This window comes from Citreimonas salinaria, assembly GCF_900107235.1.
GTDB lineage: Bacteria > Pseudomonadota > Alphaproteobacteria > Rhodobacterales > Rhodobacteraceae > Citreimonas > Citreimonas salinaria.
Genome location: NZ_FNPF01000003.1, coordinates 35,646 through 49,368 on the forward strand (window position 1 = coordinate 35,646; position 13,723 = coordinate 49,368).

Annotated in this window: 17 protein-coding genes and 1 riboswitch; of the genes, 14 read left to right on the forward strand and 3 right to left on the reverse strand. The window is 68.3% G+C overall.

The genetic code is table 11. The features are described from left to right. Nucleotides 1-903 precede the first annotated feature (903 nt). The 12 genes from BLW27_RS04390 (at nt 904) to BLW27_RS04445 (ending at nt 9,120) form a co-directional block, all read left to right on the forward strand. A complete protein-coding gene (locus tag BLW27_RS04390; protein ID WP_089879890.1) occupies nt 904-1,179 on the forward strand; it encodes a GlsB/YeaQ/YmgE family stress response membrane protein in 276 nt (91 codons plus the stop codon). 200 nt (nt 1,180-1,379) lie between these two features. Then, on the forward strand, nt 1,380-1,607 hold the full coding sequence (locus BLW27_RS20605) for a hypothetical protein (RefSeq protein ID WP_245710772.1): 228 nt from the start codon (nt 1,380-1,382) through the stop codon (nt 1,605-1,607). Between the two features lie 7 nt (nt 1,608-1,614). Then, a riboswitch (TPP riboswitch) is annotated at nt 1,615-1,715 on the forward strand. A gap of 54 nt (nt 1,716-1,769) precedes the next feature. Further along, nucleotides 1,770-2,573 carry a bifunctional hydroxymethylpyrimidine kinase/phosphomethylpyrimidine kinase gene (gene thiD, locus BLW27_RS04400; RefSeq protein ID WP_089879896.1) on the forward strand — a complete coding sequence of 268 codons (804 nt, stop codon included), beginning with the start codon at nt 1,770-1,772 and terminating at the stop codon, nt 2,571-2,573. Continuing rightward, entirely contained in the window at nt 2,573-3,547 is a 975-nt protein-coding gene (locus BLW27_RS04405; RefSeq protein ID WP_089879898.1) for an FAD-dependent oxidoreductase, read from the forward strand. The genes thiD and BLW27_RS04405 overlap by 1 nt, the downstream gene beginning before the upstream one ends. Then, nucleotides 3,531-3,725: a sulfur carrier protein ThiS gene (gene thiS / locus BLW27_RS04410; RefSeq protein WP_089879902.1), complete on the forward strand. Its 195-nt coding sequence runs from the start codon at nt 3,531-3,533 to the stop codon at nt 3,723-3,725. Before BLW27_RS04405 ends, thiS begins: the two co-directional genes overlap by 17 nt. Nucleotide 3,726: 1 nt before the next feature. After that, a complete protein-coding gene (locus BLW27_RS04415; protein WP_089879904.1) occupies nt 3,727-4,497 on the forward strand; it encodes a thiazole synthase in 771 nt (256 codons plus the stop codon). Next, nucleotides 4,494-5,090: a thiamine phosphate synthase gene (locus tag BLW27_RS04420; RefSeq protein WP_089879908.1), complete on the forward strand. Its 597-nt coding sequence runs from the start codon at nt 4,494-4,496 to the stop codon at nt 5,088-5,090. Before BLW27_RS04415 ends, BLW27_RS04420 begins: the two co-directional genes overlap by 4 nt. Next, complete coding sequence (locus BLW27_RS04425) at nt 5,087-6,070, forward strand: HesA/MoeB/ThiF family protein (RefSeq protein ID WP_089879911.1); 984 nt, start codon at nt 5,087-5,089, stop codon at nt 6,068-6,070. Before BLW27_RS04420 ends, BLW27_RS04425 begins: the two co-directional genes overlap by 4 nt. Then, nucleotides 6,067-7,002 carry an ABC transporter substrate-binding protein gene (locus BLW27_RS04430; protein ID WP_089879913.1) on the forward strand — a complete coding sequence of 312 codons (936 nt, stop codon included), beginning with the start codon at nt 6,067-6,069 and terminating at the stop codon, nt 7,000-7,002. The genes BLW27_RS04425 and BLW27_RS04430 overlap by 4 nt, the downstream gene beginning before the upstream one ends. After that, nucleotides 6,999-7,670, forward strand: a complete 672-nt coding sequence (gene tenA / locus BLW27_RS04435; RefSeq protein ID WP_089879915.1) for a thiaminase II — start codon at nt 6,999-7,001, stop codon at nt 7,668-7,670. The genes BLW27_RS04430 and tenA overlap by 4 nt, the downstream gene beginning before the upstream one ends. Beyond that, nucleotides 7,667-8,392: an ABC transporter ATP-binding protein gene (locus BLW27_RS04440; protein WP_089879917.1), complete on the forward strand. Its 726-nt coding sequence runs from the start codon at nt 7,667-7,669 to the stop codon at nt 8,390-8,392. Before tenA ends, BLW27_RS04440 begins: the two co-directional genes overlap by 4 nt. After that, complete coding sequence (locus tag BLW27_RS04445; RefSeq protein ID WP_089879920.1) at nt 8,389-9,120, forward strand: ABC transporter permease; 732 nt, start codon at nt 8,389-8,391, stop codon at nt 9,118-9,120. The genes BLW27_RS04440 and BLW27_RS04445 overlap by 4 nt, the downstream gene beginning before the upstream one ends. Before the next feature lie 80 nt (nt 9,121-9,200). Here BLW27_RS04445 and BLW27_RS04450 read toward each other — a convergent pair whose 3' ends face one another. The 3 genes from BLW27_RS04450 to BLW27_RS04460 form a co-directional block, all read right to left on the reverse strand. Next, a complete protein-coding gene (locus BLW27_RS04450) occupies nt 9,201-9,524 on the reverse strand; it encodes an SHOCT domain-containing protein (protein ID WP_218141084.1) in 324 nt (107 codons plus the stop codon). 170 nt (nt 9,525-9,694) lie between these two features. Further along, nucleotides 9,695-10,456 (reverse strand): CDP-alcohol phosphatidyltransferase family protein, encoded by a 762-nt coding sequence (locus BLW27_RS04455; RefSeq protein WP_089879926.1) that lies wholly within the window; start codon nt 10,454-10,456, stop codon nt 9,695-9,697. A gap of 3 nt (nt 10,457-10,459) precedes the next feature. Beyond that, nucleotides 10,460-11,143, reverse strand: coding sequence for a phosphatidylserine decarboxylase (locus BLW27_RS04460; RefSeq protein WP_089879929.1), 684 nt, complete (start codon nt 11,141-11,143; stop codon nt 10,460-10,462). 212 nt (nt 11,144-11,355) lie between these two features. Between BLW27_RS04460 and BLW27_RS04465 the strand changes: the two genes are divergently transcribed. After that, nucleotides 11,356-12,948: an HWE histidine kinase domain-containing protein gene (locus BLW27_RS04465; RefSeq protein ID WP_089879932.1), complete on the forward strand. Its 1,593-nt coding sequence runs from the start codon at nt 11,356-11,358 to the stop codon at nt 12,946-12,948. Continuing rightward, nucleotides 12,932-13,297 (forward strand): response regulator, encoded by a 366-nt coding sequence (locus tag BLW27_RS04470; RefSeq protein WP_177177818.1) that lies wholly within the window; start codon nt 12,932-12,934, stop codon nt 13,295-13,297. The genes BLW27_RS04465 and BLW27_RS04470 overlap by 17 nt, the downstream gene beginning before the upstream one ends. The last annotated feature ends 426 nt before the right edge of the window (nt 13,298-13,723 follow it).

Here is a 13,723-nt window from a genome sequence, read left to right on the forward strand (position 1 = left end):
GTGACCCTAAGAGTGACGCACTTGACGCGGCGCCGCGTTGATACAGGTCAATCGGGTCGGACAGGTAGAGTGCCTCCACGCCGGCCCGGTTGAGGTGATCGGTACCAAAGGATCGCGCGGCGCCGCCGAGCGTTTCTCATGAACCGGCACGTTCAGCGCCTTCAGCCGATCCGCCAGCGCAACTTGGAGGTCCGGGGCGACCGGAAGCAGGCTGGCGTCTGCCGGAACAGATTCACCGCAGCGCGGTTGGTGTCGCGAAAGCAGGAACGGCGCGCGGAATGGATCTTCAACCGCGCATTGGCGGCGCAGCGGCAAGCCGACAGAGGATGGGAAACACCACGGCGATGGGGATCGACGAGGCGAAGACCCGCGAACAGAGGGTGACCTCGCCTAGCTCGCAAAGGCTCAACGCGGCGTGAACGCGTTGAAATCGGCCTTCCCCAAAGCCGACGGAAGTACGCCGGGCGTTCGTGACGTCGCGGACGAGGGTTCCTGAGGTGCCGGTTTCCCGCGCGGCCCTCGCGTCGTCGGCGGATGAGATGCCGGCGTCGCTTCGGGAGCGACACGCGCGCTGAACCGGCTCGCGCAGCACCCAACGCATTGGCAAGCAAGACCGCGTCCGATCGACCGGCGCCTACGCCGAACTTGAAAGCGGACGCCCGGACTGCAGCGTTCCTGCGCAACAGGGTGTCCGGCGAGCCGTCTTCGGACGGGGCTTGAAGTGCGCGACAAACTTGGTGACGATCGGGTTATAACGGATCGACGCCGACCTTCGCGCAGGATCCCATTTCATCCCGCAAGCGCGTTCCAAGCGCCTACAGCATTGCAAGAACTAGTTCACGGAAATGAAGGCTGAAGTGCGGCGAAAAACCGGTACCTGCCGAACAGAACGGAGACGACGAAATGGAAGCGCTACTTGATGCAGTCGGGACGGCCGCGCTCATTCTCTTGATCCTGGTCGGCTTGGCGGCCGGCTACCTTGCGGGGAAGCTGGCGGGTCGGAACATGGCCCTCTACCTGATCGTCGGCGTGGTGGCAGCCGTCGCGACGCCCTTCATGCTGGCTGCGCTCGGGATCGGCATCCTTGCGGCAGGCGGGTTGCTATTCCTGATGGTCGTGGCGGCGATCGGAGCGCTGGTCGTGCTCGCGCTTGTCCGGTTGATTGTCGGACGGAGGTAGTCCGCCGGAGCACGCTCCGCCGCCGGACGGGTGGGCAGCACCGTTGCGCGGCACCGCCTGACCTTCCCCGCGCCCAGCCATCGGGTTCGGTTCGCAAGATGAAACGCGCCTCTTCCTTGATGCGGCACAGCCCCTGTATCCGACCGGTTGCTACAGGCTCCCGACGACCGCACGCACGGCTCCGGTCGCCTGGCGACAGCGTGCGCGCGACGATGCCGCATCCGCGCTCCGGCGAGGGCGGCATCCTTCTTCTTGGGCATCTCGACACGGTTCATCCCGTGGGCACCTTGTCCGCCCTGCCCTTCCGGCGCGACGGCGACGCCCGCTACGGCCCCGGCCTCATGGACATGAAGGGCGACCGCGTCGATCGTTTCCTCGGGCGGGCCGCGCGATCGTGCGCGGTTGTCGACGCCTGCCCTGACTGCTAAACATACCTCGAATCCGTTGGGGTGCCCCGTCAGGGGCTGAGAGGCGCGCGCCAACCCATCGAACCTGATCCGGGCAATGCCGGCGTAGGGAACGGAGAACGATGTCGCGCGGCATTCGGCTGCCGCACTGTCATCCTCCTTCCACCGTCGGTGGAGGTAGTGATGAAGCAACACGCATCCGCATTGACCATCGCCGGCTCCGACAGCGGCGGAGGCGCGGGCATCCAGGCCGATCTGAAGACGTTCTCGGCGCTCGGGGTCTACGGCACCAGCGCGATCACCGCGATCACCGCACAGAACACGCGCGGCGTCTTCGCCGTCGAGGCGCTCTCGCCCGGAGTACTCTCGGCGCAGATCGCGGCCGTGCTCGAGGACATCCCGCCGCAGGCGATCAAGATCGGAATGCTCGCTGCGCCCGAGATCGTCGGCGCGGTCGCCGACGCGATCGAAGGATACGACGGTCCCGTCGTGCTCGACCCGGTGATGGTGGCCAAGTCGGGTGACGCGTTGCTGAGCGGAATAGCCGAAGCTGCGCTGATCGAGAAGCTGCTGCCCCACGCGGATGTCCTGACGCCGAACCTCTCGGAAGCCGCGCGCCTGTTGGGCTGCGACGAGGCGCGTGATCCCGAGGAGACCGACGCGCAGGGCCGGGCGCTGCTCGGGCTCGGCGCGCGGGCCGTGGTGATGAAGGGTGGGCACGCAAAGGGGCCGACATGCATCGACCGGCTGGTGACGACGTCCGGCACCGTGGCGATGGAACGGCCGAGGATTGCCACGCGCAACACCCACGGGACCGGATGCAGCCTCTCCTCGGCCATCGCGGCCGAACTGGCAAAGGGCGCCGACGTCAAACAGGCGGTTCGGCGGGCACAGGCCTGGCTGCACGGAGCGATTTGCGCGGCGGACCGGCTGAACATCGGCAGCGGTCACGGCCCCGTCCACCATTTCCACGAGATCTGGAGGTGATGCGGGCGACGGTCCTGGGTGCCGGCGTCGCCGGTCTGTGCGTGGCGACGGACCTGGCCGCGCGGGGCTGTGACGTCACGGTCTTCGATCCAGCGCCCCGGCCGGGTCCGCACGGTTGCTCGTGGTGGGCCGGCGGGATGCTCGCGCCCTTCTGCGAGGGCGAGACGGCGGAAGAGCCGGTCGTCCGGCTGGGCCAGGAAGCGGCCGATTGGTGGGAGCGGCAGGGCGTCGCGGTCCAGCGCCGGGGAACGATCGTGCTGACGTTCGGCCGCGACCGGCGCGAACTCGACCGGTTCGCGCGGCGGACGGACGGGCACGTGCAGGTGGACGCCGACGGCCTTGCCGCGCTGGAACCCGACCTCGGCGGCCGGTTCGAGCGCGCCCTGCACGTCGCGGCCGAAGCGCATCTTGATCCGCGTGCTGCGCTGATCCACCTTCGCGACCGGCTGGAGAAGGCCGGGGTCGCCTTCGCCGCCGAGCCCGGGCGCGTCGAAGGCCTGACCTTCGACTGCCGCGGGCTGGCGGCACGGGACGCGCTGAAAGATCTGCGCGGCGTGAAGGGTGAGATGGCGGTTCTGCGCGCGCCCGACATCCGCCTCAACCGTCCGATCCGGCTGCTGCACCCGCGCTTTTCGCTTTACGTCGTCCCGCGCGGCGACGGCCTTTTCATGCTGGGCGCGACCCAGATCGAAAGCAACGATCGCCGGCGCAGCGTCAGGTCGGCCCTGGAACTGCTCTCGGCGGCCTACGCGCTGCACCCCGCCTTCGGCGAGGCGGAACTGGTCGAGATCGGCGCCGATGCGCGCCCTGCCTTTCCAGACAACCTGCCACGCCTCAGCCGGCGCGGCGACACGATCCACGTCAACGGCCTCTTTCGCCACGGCTTCCTGCTTGCGCCCGCGCTGGCGCGGATGGCGGCGGAAGCGGCCTGCGACGGCACCAGACCGGAGTTTTGGCATGAAGATCATTGTTAACGGCACTGCGACCGAGGTGCGGTCGGAAACGCTCGCCACCGTCCTGGCCGAGCTCGGCTATGGCGACGCCAAGGTCGCCACGGCCGTAAACGAAGGCTTCGTGCCCGCGGCGGCGCGGGATGTCGCGCTCGCCCCAGGCGACCGGGTGGAAATCGTCGCCCCGCGGCAGGGAGGTTGAGATGCGGCTTTACGGAATTGACATCGCGTCGCGCCTGATGCTCGGGACGGCGCAATATCCATCGCCAGACGTGCTGGCCGAGGCCTTCCGCCGCTCGGGGGCGGGCATCGCCACCGTCTCGGTCCGGCGCGAGGCCGGTGGAGAGCGTGCCGGCGCCACGTTCTGGGACCTGGTGCGCGACCTCGGCGTGACCCTGCTGCCCAACACTGCGGGCTGCCATTCCGCGCGCGAGGCGGTCACGACGGCACAGATGGCGCGCGAACTGTTCGACACGTCCTGGATCAAGCTGGAAGTGATCGGCCACGCCGACACGCTCCAGCCCGACCCGTTCGGACTGCTGGAGGCCGCGCGCATCCTGGTCGAGGAGGGTTTCAACGTCTTCCCCTACACGACCGAAGACGTGGTTCTGGCCGACCGCCTGCTGTCGGCCGGGTGCGAGGTCCTGATGCCCTGGGGCGCGCCCATCGGTACCGGGCTGGGTCTGACGAACGTCTACGGGCTGCGGACGCTCAGGGCACAGTTCCCTGAGGTTCCCATGGTCGTCGATGCCGGGCTGGGCCTTCCCAGCCAGGCGGCGATGGCGATGGAAATGGGCTTCGATGCCGTGCTCCTGAACACCGCGGTCGCCAAGGCCGGCGACCCGGCCGCGATGGCCGAAGGCTTCGCCCGCGCCGTCGAGGCCGGGCGGCTCGCCTATCAGGCCGACCCGATGGAGCCCCGCGACATGGCGGCACCGTCGACCCCGGTGATCGGCAAGGCGTTCCTCACATGAAACTCGGCCGCTTCTACCCGATCTTCGACAGCCTCGGCTGGCTCGAGCGCACCCTGCCGCTCGGCGTGAAGCTGGTGCAGTTGCGCATCAAGAACCGGCCGGAGGCGGAGCTGCGGCCGGTCGTGGCGCAGGCACAGGCGCTGTGCCGCAGGCATGGGGCCGTGCTGGTGGTGAACGATTACTGGCGCGCGGCGATCGATGCGCGCTGCGACTGGGTGCACCTGGGGCAGGAGGACCTGGATACCGCCGATCTTCCCGCGCTCCGCCGCGCGGGCCTGAAGGTTGGCATCAGCACCCACGACCACGCGGAACTCGACCGCGCGCTCTCGCTCTCGCCCGACTACGTGGCGCTTGGACCGGTCTATCCCACGATCCTCAAGAAGATGAAGTGGGAGCAGCAGGGGCTGGAGCGCGTCACCGAATGGAAGCGCCTGATCGGCGATCTGCCCCTTGTCGCCATCGGCGGGATGAGCGTCGAGCGGGCGGCGGGTGCCTTCGAGGCCGGCGCGGACATCCTCTCGGCGGTGACGGACATCACCCTCAACGACGATCCCGAGGGCCGCGTGCGCCAGTGGATCGAGGCTGTGCGATGAACCGCTATGCCCGTCAGATCGCAGTGCCGGAGCTGGGGCCCGAGGGGCATGCCCGGCTGCGAGACGCCCACGTGCTGGTCATCGGCGCAGGCGGCCTTGCGGCGCCGGTGCTGCAATATCTGGGCGGCGCGGGCGTCGGGCGCATCCGGCTGGTCGATCCCGATGGCGTGGATCTGTCGAACCTGCACCGCCAGACGCTCTTCCGCGACGCCGACATTGGCCGGCCGAAGGCTTCAGCCGCCGCCGTCGCCATCGCCGCGCTGAACCCCGACATCCACGTCGAGGCTGTCGAGAAGGCGCTCGACCCGGCCAATGCGGAAGCGCTCTGCTCCGGCATCGATCTCGTCCTCGACTGCGCCGACAGCTTCGCGGCCAGCTACATCCTGTCGGATACCTGCATTGCCACCGATCTGCCGCTGGTCAGCGCCTCGGTTATCGGGACCGAGGGGTACGCCGGTGCCTTCTGCGGCGGCGCGCCATCCCTGCGGGCGGTCTTCCCGGACGTGCCGCACCGCGCCGGATCCTGTGCCGAGGACGGCGTTCTGGGGCCGGTCGTCGGAATCGTGGGCGCGATTCAGGCGCAGATGGCGGTGGCCTTGATCGCAGGCATCGACCCTTCGCCCTTGGGCCAGCTCGTCACGGTCGACGGGCGGAGCTTCCGCTTCGGCGGCTTCCGTTTCGACGGCGCGGCAGAACCCGCCCGCCAACCCCGCTTTCTCGCCCCGTCGCAAATCACCGAGGCCGACTTCCTCGTGGATCTGCGGGCCGAAGGGGAGGCGCCGCTGGTGCGCCCCTCTGCCCGCCGCCTGCCCGTCACCGCCTTCGGGCCGGACGGCCCCGTCCCCGCCCACGGCCAGCGCGTGGTGCTATGCTGCCGCTCGGGCCTGCGCTCGTGGGCGGCGGCCGAGCGGCTCGCGACGGTCTGGGGCGGAGACATCTTCCTCGTCGCCCTTGGCGACCCAACCGGAGAGACCGGATGAAAGCCAGACTGACCGCGCTCGCATTGCTCATGGCGACGCCCGCCGCCGCGCAGGACGCAATGACCGTCATGCTCGACTGGTTCGTGAATCCCGACCACGGCCCAATCGTCATCGCCCAGGAGCAGGGCTACTTCGCCGGCGTAGGGCTCGAGGTCGAGGTCATTGCCCCCGCCGACCCCGCCGATCCGCCCAAGATGGCCGCGGCCGGGCGTGCCGACCTCGCGATCTCCTACCAGCCGCAGCTGCACCTCCAGGTGGCCGAGGGTATGCCGCTGATCCGTGTCGGAACGCTGGTCGCCACGCCGCTCAACTGCCTGCTGGTGCTGGAGGACGGTCCCGTCCAGGAGATCGCCGACCTCAAGGGTCGCAAGGTCGGGTTCTCGGTGGCCGGGGTCGAGGAGGCGCTGCTGTCCTCCATCCTCGAGCGGAACGGCCTGGCGATGGACGACATCGAACTCGTCAACGTGAACTGGTCCCTCTCGCCCGCGCTGATGTCGGGCCAGGTCGATGCCGTCATCGGCGCCTTCCGCAACTTCGAGCTGAACCAGATGGAGATCGAGGGCGTCCCCGGCCGGTGCTTCTATCTGGAGGAAGAGGGCCTGCCCGCCTATGACGAGCTGATCTACGTCGCCAATCCCGAGACGATGGACGCGGACATGATCCGCCGCTTCCTCGCCGCGACCGAGAAGGCGACGCAGTTCATCGTCAACCACCCGCAGGAAAGCTGGGAGATCTTCTCGGGCACCTCTGCCGAATTGCAGGACGAGTTGAACGAACGGGCCTGGGCAGACACGATCCCGCGCTTCGCCCTGCGCCCCGAGGCGCTGGACCAGGGCCGCTACGCCCGCTTCGAGGCCTTCCTGAACGAAGCCGGTCTGGTCGAGGAAATGCGCCCCGTCTCCGACCTCGCCGTCGATCTGGGGGCGCAATGAGCTACGGTGCCACCTTCCCGCTCTGGCGAGAAGCCGCGGGCGATGCGTGGCGGGATTACACCCGCCACGCCTTCGTCGAGGGGCTGCGGGACGGCACGCTCCCGCGCGGGGCATTCCTGCGCTACCTGGTGCAGGACTACGTCTTTCTCGTCCATTTCTCGCGCGCCTGGGCGCTGGCCGTGACCAAGGCGGAAACGCTGGACGAGATGCGCGCCTGCGCCGCCACCGTCCATGCGCTGCTGGACGACGAGATGCGCCTGCACGTCCGGACCTGCGCCGCCGAGGGCATCGCCGAAGCCGATCTGTTCGCGGCCCGCGAGGCACCGCAGAACATCGCCTATACGCGCTACGTGCTCGATGCCGGCCATTCCGGCGACTTCCTCGACCTGCTGGCTGCCCTTGCGCCCTGCGTTCTGGGGTATGGCGAGATCGGCGCGCGGCTGGCGGCGGATTCCCATGACACGCCCTATGCCGACTGGATCGCAACCTATGCCGGCGAGGACTACCAGCACACCTGCCGCGAGGTCGGCGCGCTGATCGACGCGGCGGTCGAACGACGGCTGGGGCCGGAGCGGGCAGGCAGCCCCCGCTGGCCCCGCCTCTGCGCCCGTTTCGAGACGGCGACCCGCCTCGAGGCCGATTTCTGGGGCATGGGCCTGACCGGATGAATGCGGCCCCTGCCCTGCACCTGTCGGGGCGCGCGACGATCGGGGGCGCGCCGATCTTCGGTCCGCTGTCCCTCACCGCACGGGCCGGGAAGTGGACCTGCCTGCTCGGCCCCTCGGGCGTGGGGAAATCGACGCTTCTGCGGCTGCTCGGCGGTCTCGGCGACGAAGTGGTTTTCGAGGGCAAGGTGGCGGCGGACGACGGCGCGCCGCTCGACGGGCGCGTCGCCATGATGGCGCAAGGCGACCTGTTGATGCCCTGGCTGGACGCGATCTCCAACGTCACCCTCGGCGCGCGCCTCCGGGGTCAGCCGCCACAGCACGACCGGGCGCGCGCGGTGCTAGAGCGGGTGGGACTGGCCGGACACCTCGCCAAGCGGCCCCACGCCCTTTCGGGCGGCCAGCGGCAGCGCGTCGCGCTTGCCCGGACGTTGGTCGAGGACCGGCCCGTGGTGCTGCTGGACGAACCCTTTTCGGCGCTGGACGCACGGTCGCGGGCGCTGATGCAGGATCTCGCGGCCGAGCTTCTGGCGGGGCGCACCGTTCTGCACGTCACCCACGACGCCGCCGAGGCCGCGCGGCTGGGGCATGACGTCCTGCTGATGACCCGGCGGGGCATCACGTCGATCCCGCCGCCGCAAGCCCCCGCGCCCCGCCGTTTCGACGCGCCCGAAACGCTTGCCTTCCAGGCGCGCCTGCTGCGCTTGCTGATGGAGGCGGAATGACCGCCACGCTTCGCATCGTCGGAGTTGCGGCTCTGGGCCTTCTGGTCTGGCAGGCGGTCGTCACGCTCGCCGCGCTGCCGCGTTTCATCCTGCCGGGTCCGTCTCTCGTCTTCTCGACGCTGTGGAGCAGCCGCGCGCTGATCGCCGAGCACGCAGCGGTCACGGCGATCGAGGTTCTCGTCGGGCTCGGGCTCGGCGCGGTGCTCGGCTTCCTTTCGGCCATCCTGCTCGCCGCCTCGCCGGTCGCGCGGTCGTTTCTGCGCCCGATGCTCGTCTTCAGCCAAGCGGTGCCGGTCTTTGCACTGGCGCCGATCCTGACGCTGTGGCTGGGCTACGGGCTGTGGTCCAAGGTCGCGATGGCGCTGCTCATCATCTATTTCCCCGTCACTTCCGCCTTCTTCGACGCGCTGATGCGCACGCCGCAGGGATGGCTGGAGCTTGCCCGCGTGAAGAACGCCACGCCCGGCCGCCTCCTATGGCGCATCCGGGTGCCGGCCGCCCTGCCCGGCTTCGGCTCGGGCCTGCGGCTTGCCGCCGTCTACGCCCCGATCGGGGCGATCATCGGCGAATGGGTCGGCGCGTCTCGGGGACTGGGCTACCTGATGCTGCTGGCCAACGGACGCGCCAAGATCGACCTGATGTTCGCGGCACTCATCGTCCTGGCCGTCCTGACGCTCCTCCTCCATGCCGCCGTCGACGCGCTTTGCCGGCGGCTTTGGGACGCCTGAACGCCTCCGCTATCCAGGATCGGTCAACGCAGGAGCGGTGGCTGCCGAAGGTCCCGGCAGATCGCGGGATCGCGACCCGGTCAGCTTTCCAGGTACTTGCGGCGCAATTCGAACTCTTCCGGATCGATTTCCCCGCGTGCGAGGCGTTCCTTGAGCACGTCCATCGCATTTCGCCGGGCGGGACCGTTGTTCTGGTCGCCGATCCAGCGGATCGCGAGCACGATCAGCGCGGCCAGCCCGCCCCAGAACAGGATCATCATGCCGAAACCGATCAGCCCCATGCCCCAGCCATTCATGTGCCCTTGGTAGTATCCTCCGCCGATCGGATCGGCGAAGGCCGGCCCGCCGGCACTGACCGCGATCGAGGTCAGGAAGATCATTGCGGTTGCCCAGATGCGTCTCATGTCGCGCTCCTTGATCGGGGCGCCGTTGCCCCACACAGGAACGGTAGCAGATGCACGCGGCGCCGGATTTGATGTCGGTCAAACGGCACCGAAGGAAGCGTTTCGCAGCGTCAGCCGAAGTCTCCGCGATCATCCGCGACAGGATCTCGCAAGAGCGTTGTCGCGAAATCTCAGCGGAAAAGCTGTCCCCGCGCGCGGACGACCGCGTGCAGAAGCGTCATCAGGTACGCCACATCAACGAGCGCGAGCAGATACCACGGGCGGGTGAAGCCCAACCCGATCACGATCACCGTGGCGAACAGGATGACGCCGATGAACCGCCGCGGCACCTTCACCGCTTTCGGCGACAGCGTCTTGAGGCTGGAAATCATCAGCACGCAGACGATCGCCAGCCAGACCGACACGACGACCGGCGCATCGCCCGGCTCCAACACGCTCCCCAGGGTCAGAAAGACGGGCAGAAGCCCCAGGCAGGCCCCCGCCGGAGCGGGCACGCCGACGAAGTGCTTCGCCGGCCCCTTGGTGTCGTCGGTCTTGCCGGTCGTGACATTGAACCTGGCCAGCCGAAAGCACGCGCCCACGGCGAAGAGCATGGCGATGATCCAGCCGAAGCCGCCGGCCTGTGCCAGGTGGATCTGGTAGACCAGGATCGCCGGCGCGACGCCGAAACACATGAAGTCGGACAGCGAATCCAGCTGCGCGCCAAGCGGCGATTCCGCCCTCAGCCACCGGGCGAGCAGCCCGTCGAGCCCGTCGGCGAGGGCCGCGAGCAGGATCAGGAACACCGCCGCCGAGTACCGCCCTTCGATCGTGAACCGGACCGCGGTGAGACCGAAGCTCAGCCCAGTCAGCGTGACCATGTTGGGCAACAGCATCAGGATCGAGAGGGGACTCTGCTCGCGCTCGGGCGTTCCGGAGGGGCCGTTCGCCATGGCTCAGGCTTCCCCCGTCTCGCCGGAAAGGTCCGCGATGACCGTCTCGCCCGCGATCATCGTCTGCCCAACGCGGACCAGCGGAGCGGCCCCGCCGGGCAGGTAGATGTCGAGCCGCGAGCCGAACCGGATCAGCCCGAACCGTTCGCCGCGAGACGTGTCCCGGCCTGTTTCTCCCCAGCACATGATGCGGCGGGCGACCAGCCCGGCGATCTGGACCGTGCCGTAGCGGCGGCCGTCCGGCAGAGTGACGGCGAGACCGTTGCGCTCGTTGTGCTCGGACGCCTTGTCCAGCGAGGCGTTGAGGAACTTTCCGGGGCGATAGGAAACCTTGTCGATCCGGCCCGTGGCCGGCAGACGGTTCACATGACAGTCGAAGACCGACATGAAGATGGAGATCCGTGCCATTTCCTCCGCGCCCAGTTCGAGGTCCGAGGGCGGCACGGCCGGCTCGATCATCGACACGATCCCGTCGGCGGGCGAAACCATGATGCCGGGACGCGTCGGCACCACGCGTTCGGGGTCGCGGAAGAAATAGTACATCCAGATCGTCAGGCCGAGCCCGAGCCACCCAAGGGGGCTCCACAGGAGGAACAGGCCGACCGTGATCGCGGCCCCGATCGCTACGAAGCGCCGCCCCTCGGGGTGCATCGGCTTGACGAAGGTGGAAAGCAAAGAAACCGACATGGCTACCCCGGGTTTGAATTGACGCCCGTGATAGGCGAGAGAGCGAAGGGATGCAAAGCCACCTCTTCGTGTGCGCAGCGCCGGGCGGAGAGTTGCGGCCGCCCGCAGGCGCGTGAAACGCTCAGGTTGCGGAAAAGCTTGACCTGCGCCGCAGATGCCCTCCAATCCAATGGCTCACACGGGCGGTGGGCGGCGGCAAGGCGAGGGGCGACATGCGCGATACCGACCGGATGGTCGCGGGGCGACCTTCGGAGCAGACGCTTCTGGAGGCGCTGTGCAACAACGCCAGTGGCGCGATGTTCATCCTGGATCAACGCCAGCACTGCATCTACATGAACCCCGCGGCCCGCCAGCTGACTGGGTTCGATCTGGAGGAGGTTCGCGGCCGGCCTCTTCACGACCTGATCCACCACACCCGCCCCGACGGCAGGCCCTATCCGATCGAGGAATGCCCGATCGACCGCGCTTTCCCCGAGAACAACCGCGAGCGCGGGCGTGACGTCTTCGTTCACAAGGACGGGGACTTCTATCGCGTGGAATATACCGCCAGCCCGGTGCGCGAAGAAGGCGCTGTCGTCGGCACCGTTCTCGAGGTCCGCGACATACGGGCCGAAATCGAGGCCGTGGAGGCGCTCGAGGAAGAACGCCACACGCTCGAGACGATCAACCGGACGGGCGCAATGCTCGCGGCGAAACTGGATCTCGAGGAACTTGTGCAGGCGGTAACCGATGCCGCGACCGACCTCTCCGGCGCCCGCTTCGGCGCCTTCTTCTACAACACGATCCGCGAGGGGCGCGCCCTACAGCTCTACACGCTGTCCGGCGCGCCGCGCGAAGCGTTCTCGGCCTTTCCTCCGCCGCAGCACACGGCGATTTTCGGCCCGACCTTTTCCGAAGGTTCGGTCCTGCGGATCGACGACATCAGGCGCGATCCTCGCTACGGTCGGGCCGCGCCCTTTTACGGCATGCCGCCGGGCCACCTGCCCGTCACCAGTTATCTCGCCGCCCCGGTCATCGGACGCGGCGGCGAGATCATGGGCGCGCTGATCTTCGGCCACGAAAAGCCCGGCATCTTCACCGAACGGGCCGAGCGCATCGTGACCGCGATCGCCGCGCAAGCCGCGATCGCCATCGACAACTCGGCGCTCTTCGACGCCGCGCAAAGCGAAATCCTCGAACGGCAGAAGTTCGAGGAACATCAGGAGTTTCTGATCCAGGAGTTGAACCATCGCGTCAAGAACATGCTGGCCACGGTCCAGTCGATCGCGACCCAGACCTTGCGCGGGCGCGCCGAAGACGAGGCGATGGAAACCTTCCAGGGCCGGCTGCTTGCATTGTCGAAGAGCCACAGCCTGATCATGCGGGAGAACTGGCGCGAGGTCGATCTTCGGGACGTTGCCGCGACGGCTCTGGCACCGTTCCTCGACGCGCATGCCGCCGGCGACCGCGCCAGGCTCACCGGACCGCCCGTTCGGCTCTCGCCGAAGGTGGCCCTCAGCCTCGGGATGGGCTTTCACGAACTGGCGACGAACGCCGCCAAATACGGCGCGCTGGGGGCGGAAGCGGGCGTGGTCGAAATCCGCTGGCGGAATGTCGACGCGGACGAGATCTGCATTACCTGGGTCGAGAAGAATGGCCCGAGCGTGAAGCCTCCCCGCCGCAAGGGGTTCGGCAGCCGCTTGCTCGAAAGAGGGCTGGCTCACGAACTCGGCGGGACGGTCAAGCTCGTCCACGACCCGGGAGGTCTGATCTGCGAAATCCGCATGCCCGTTCCGGAGGGTGCACCCGGTGGTGACGGAACTTGAAGGACTTCGCGTCCTGCTCGTGGAAGACGGGATGCTGGTCTGCATGGACATCGAGGACATGCTGGCCGATCTGGGCTGCGCTGTCGTCGGCCCCGCTTCGCGCGTGGACCAGGCGCTGGAGCTGATCCGGCACCAGCCGGTCGACATGGCCGTGCTCGACGTAAACCTGGGAACGGAATGCAGCTACCCGATCGCCGATCGATTGACGGCGCTGGGCGTGCCTTTCCTGCTGTCCACGGGCTACGCGGACGTCGCCGCCGAATACAGGACCCATTCCCGCCTGCAAAAACCCTTTTCGCAACAGCAATTCGCCACGGCGCTCGAGGCGCTGAGGCATTCCGGTCGGTAACGCGGCGAGGTCGCGGCCGCCTGCATCGGCGTGCCACCACGCGCGCCAGCGTCGGAAGGCCGCTCTGGCGGGTCGTGCCGCCAGCGCTCGGACACGGTGTTCGGCTTCCCGGAAAACCACCAATCTCCCGTTCCGGTCTAACATGATCGGAGCGGAGACCCTATATCTGGTTCAGCGGCGCGATTCCTCCGCTATAGAAAGGCATCTCCCGATGACTATGTTTTCCATGAAGCCGAAGTTCGACCTTGCGGAGTTTCTCGCAGTGCCCGCCCCCGTTGGCCGCGGCAGATCCCGTGGCGCCATGCGGCCCTGGGCACAATCCAAGCCTGTCGAGACGCCGGAAGATGCGGCCAGGCCCGCGCCGACCGAAGATGCGGGTCCGGCCCGAAAGCCCTGACCTTCCCACGCGGCGTGGAAACACGTCCG

Coding starts and splice junctions, on each gene's coding strand:
- BLW27_RS04390 (WP_089879890.1), top strand. CDS start 904: ATGGAAGCGCTACTTGATGCAGTCGGGACGGCCGCGCTCATTCTCTTG.
- thiD (WP_089879896.1), top strand. CDS start 1,770: ATGAAGCAACACGCATCCGCATTGACCATCGCCGGCTCCGACAGCGGC.
- BLW27_RS04405 (WP_089879898.1), top strand. CDS start 2,573: ATGCGGGCGACGGTCCTGGGTGCCGGCGTCGCCGGTCTGTGCGTGGCG.
- thiS (WP_089879902.1), top strand. CDS start 3,531: ATGAAGATCATTGTTAACGGCACTGCGACCGAGGTGCGGTCGGAAACG.
- BLW27_RS04415 (WP_089879904.1), top strand. CDS start 3,727: ATGCGGCTTTACGGAATTGACATCGCGTCGCGCCTGATGCTCGGGACG.
- BLW27_RS04420 (WP_089879908.1), top strand. CDS start 4,494: ATGAAACTCGGCCGCTTCTACCCGATCTTCGACAGCCTCGGCTGGCTC.
- BLW27_RS04425 (WP_089879911.1), top strand. CDS start 5,087: ATGAACCGCTATGCCCGTCAGATCGCAGTGCCGGAGCTGGGGCCCGAG.
- BLW27_RS04430 (WP_089879913.1), top strand. CDS start 6,067: ATGAAAGCCAGACTGACCGCGCTCGCATTGCTCATGGCGACGCCCGCC.
- tenA (WP_089879915.1), top strand. CDS start 6,999: ATGAGCTACGGTGCCACCTTCCCGCTCTGGCGAGAAGCCGCGGGCGAT.
- BLW27_RS04440 (WP_089879917.1), top strand. CDS start 7,667: ATGAATGCGGCCCCTGCCCTGCACCTGTCGGGGCGCGCGACGATCGGG.
- BLW27_RS04445 (WP_089879920.1), top strand. CDS start 8,389: ATGACCGCCACGCTTCGCATCGTCGGAGTTGCGGCTCTGGGCCTTCTG.
- BLW27_RS04450 (WP_218141084.1), bottom strand. CDS start 9,524: ATGAGACGCATCTGGGCAACCGCAATGATCTTCCTGACCTCGATCGCG.
- BLW27_RS04455 (WP_089879926.1), bottom strand. CDS start 10,456: ATGGCGAACGGCCCCTCCGGAACGCCCGAGCGCGAGCAGAGTCCCCTC.
- BLW27_RS04460 (WP_089879929.1), bottom strand. CDS start 11,143: ATGTCGGTTTCTTTGCTTTCCACCTTCGTCAAGCCGATGCACCCCGAG.
- BLW27_RS04465 (WP_089879932.1), top strand. CDS start 11,356: ATGCGCGATACCGACCGGATGGTCGCGGGGCGACCTTCGGAGCAGACG.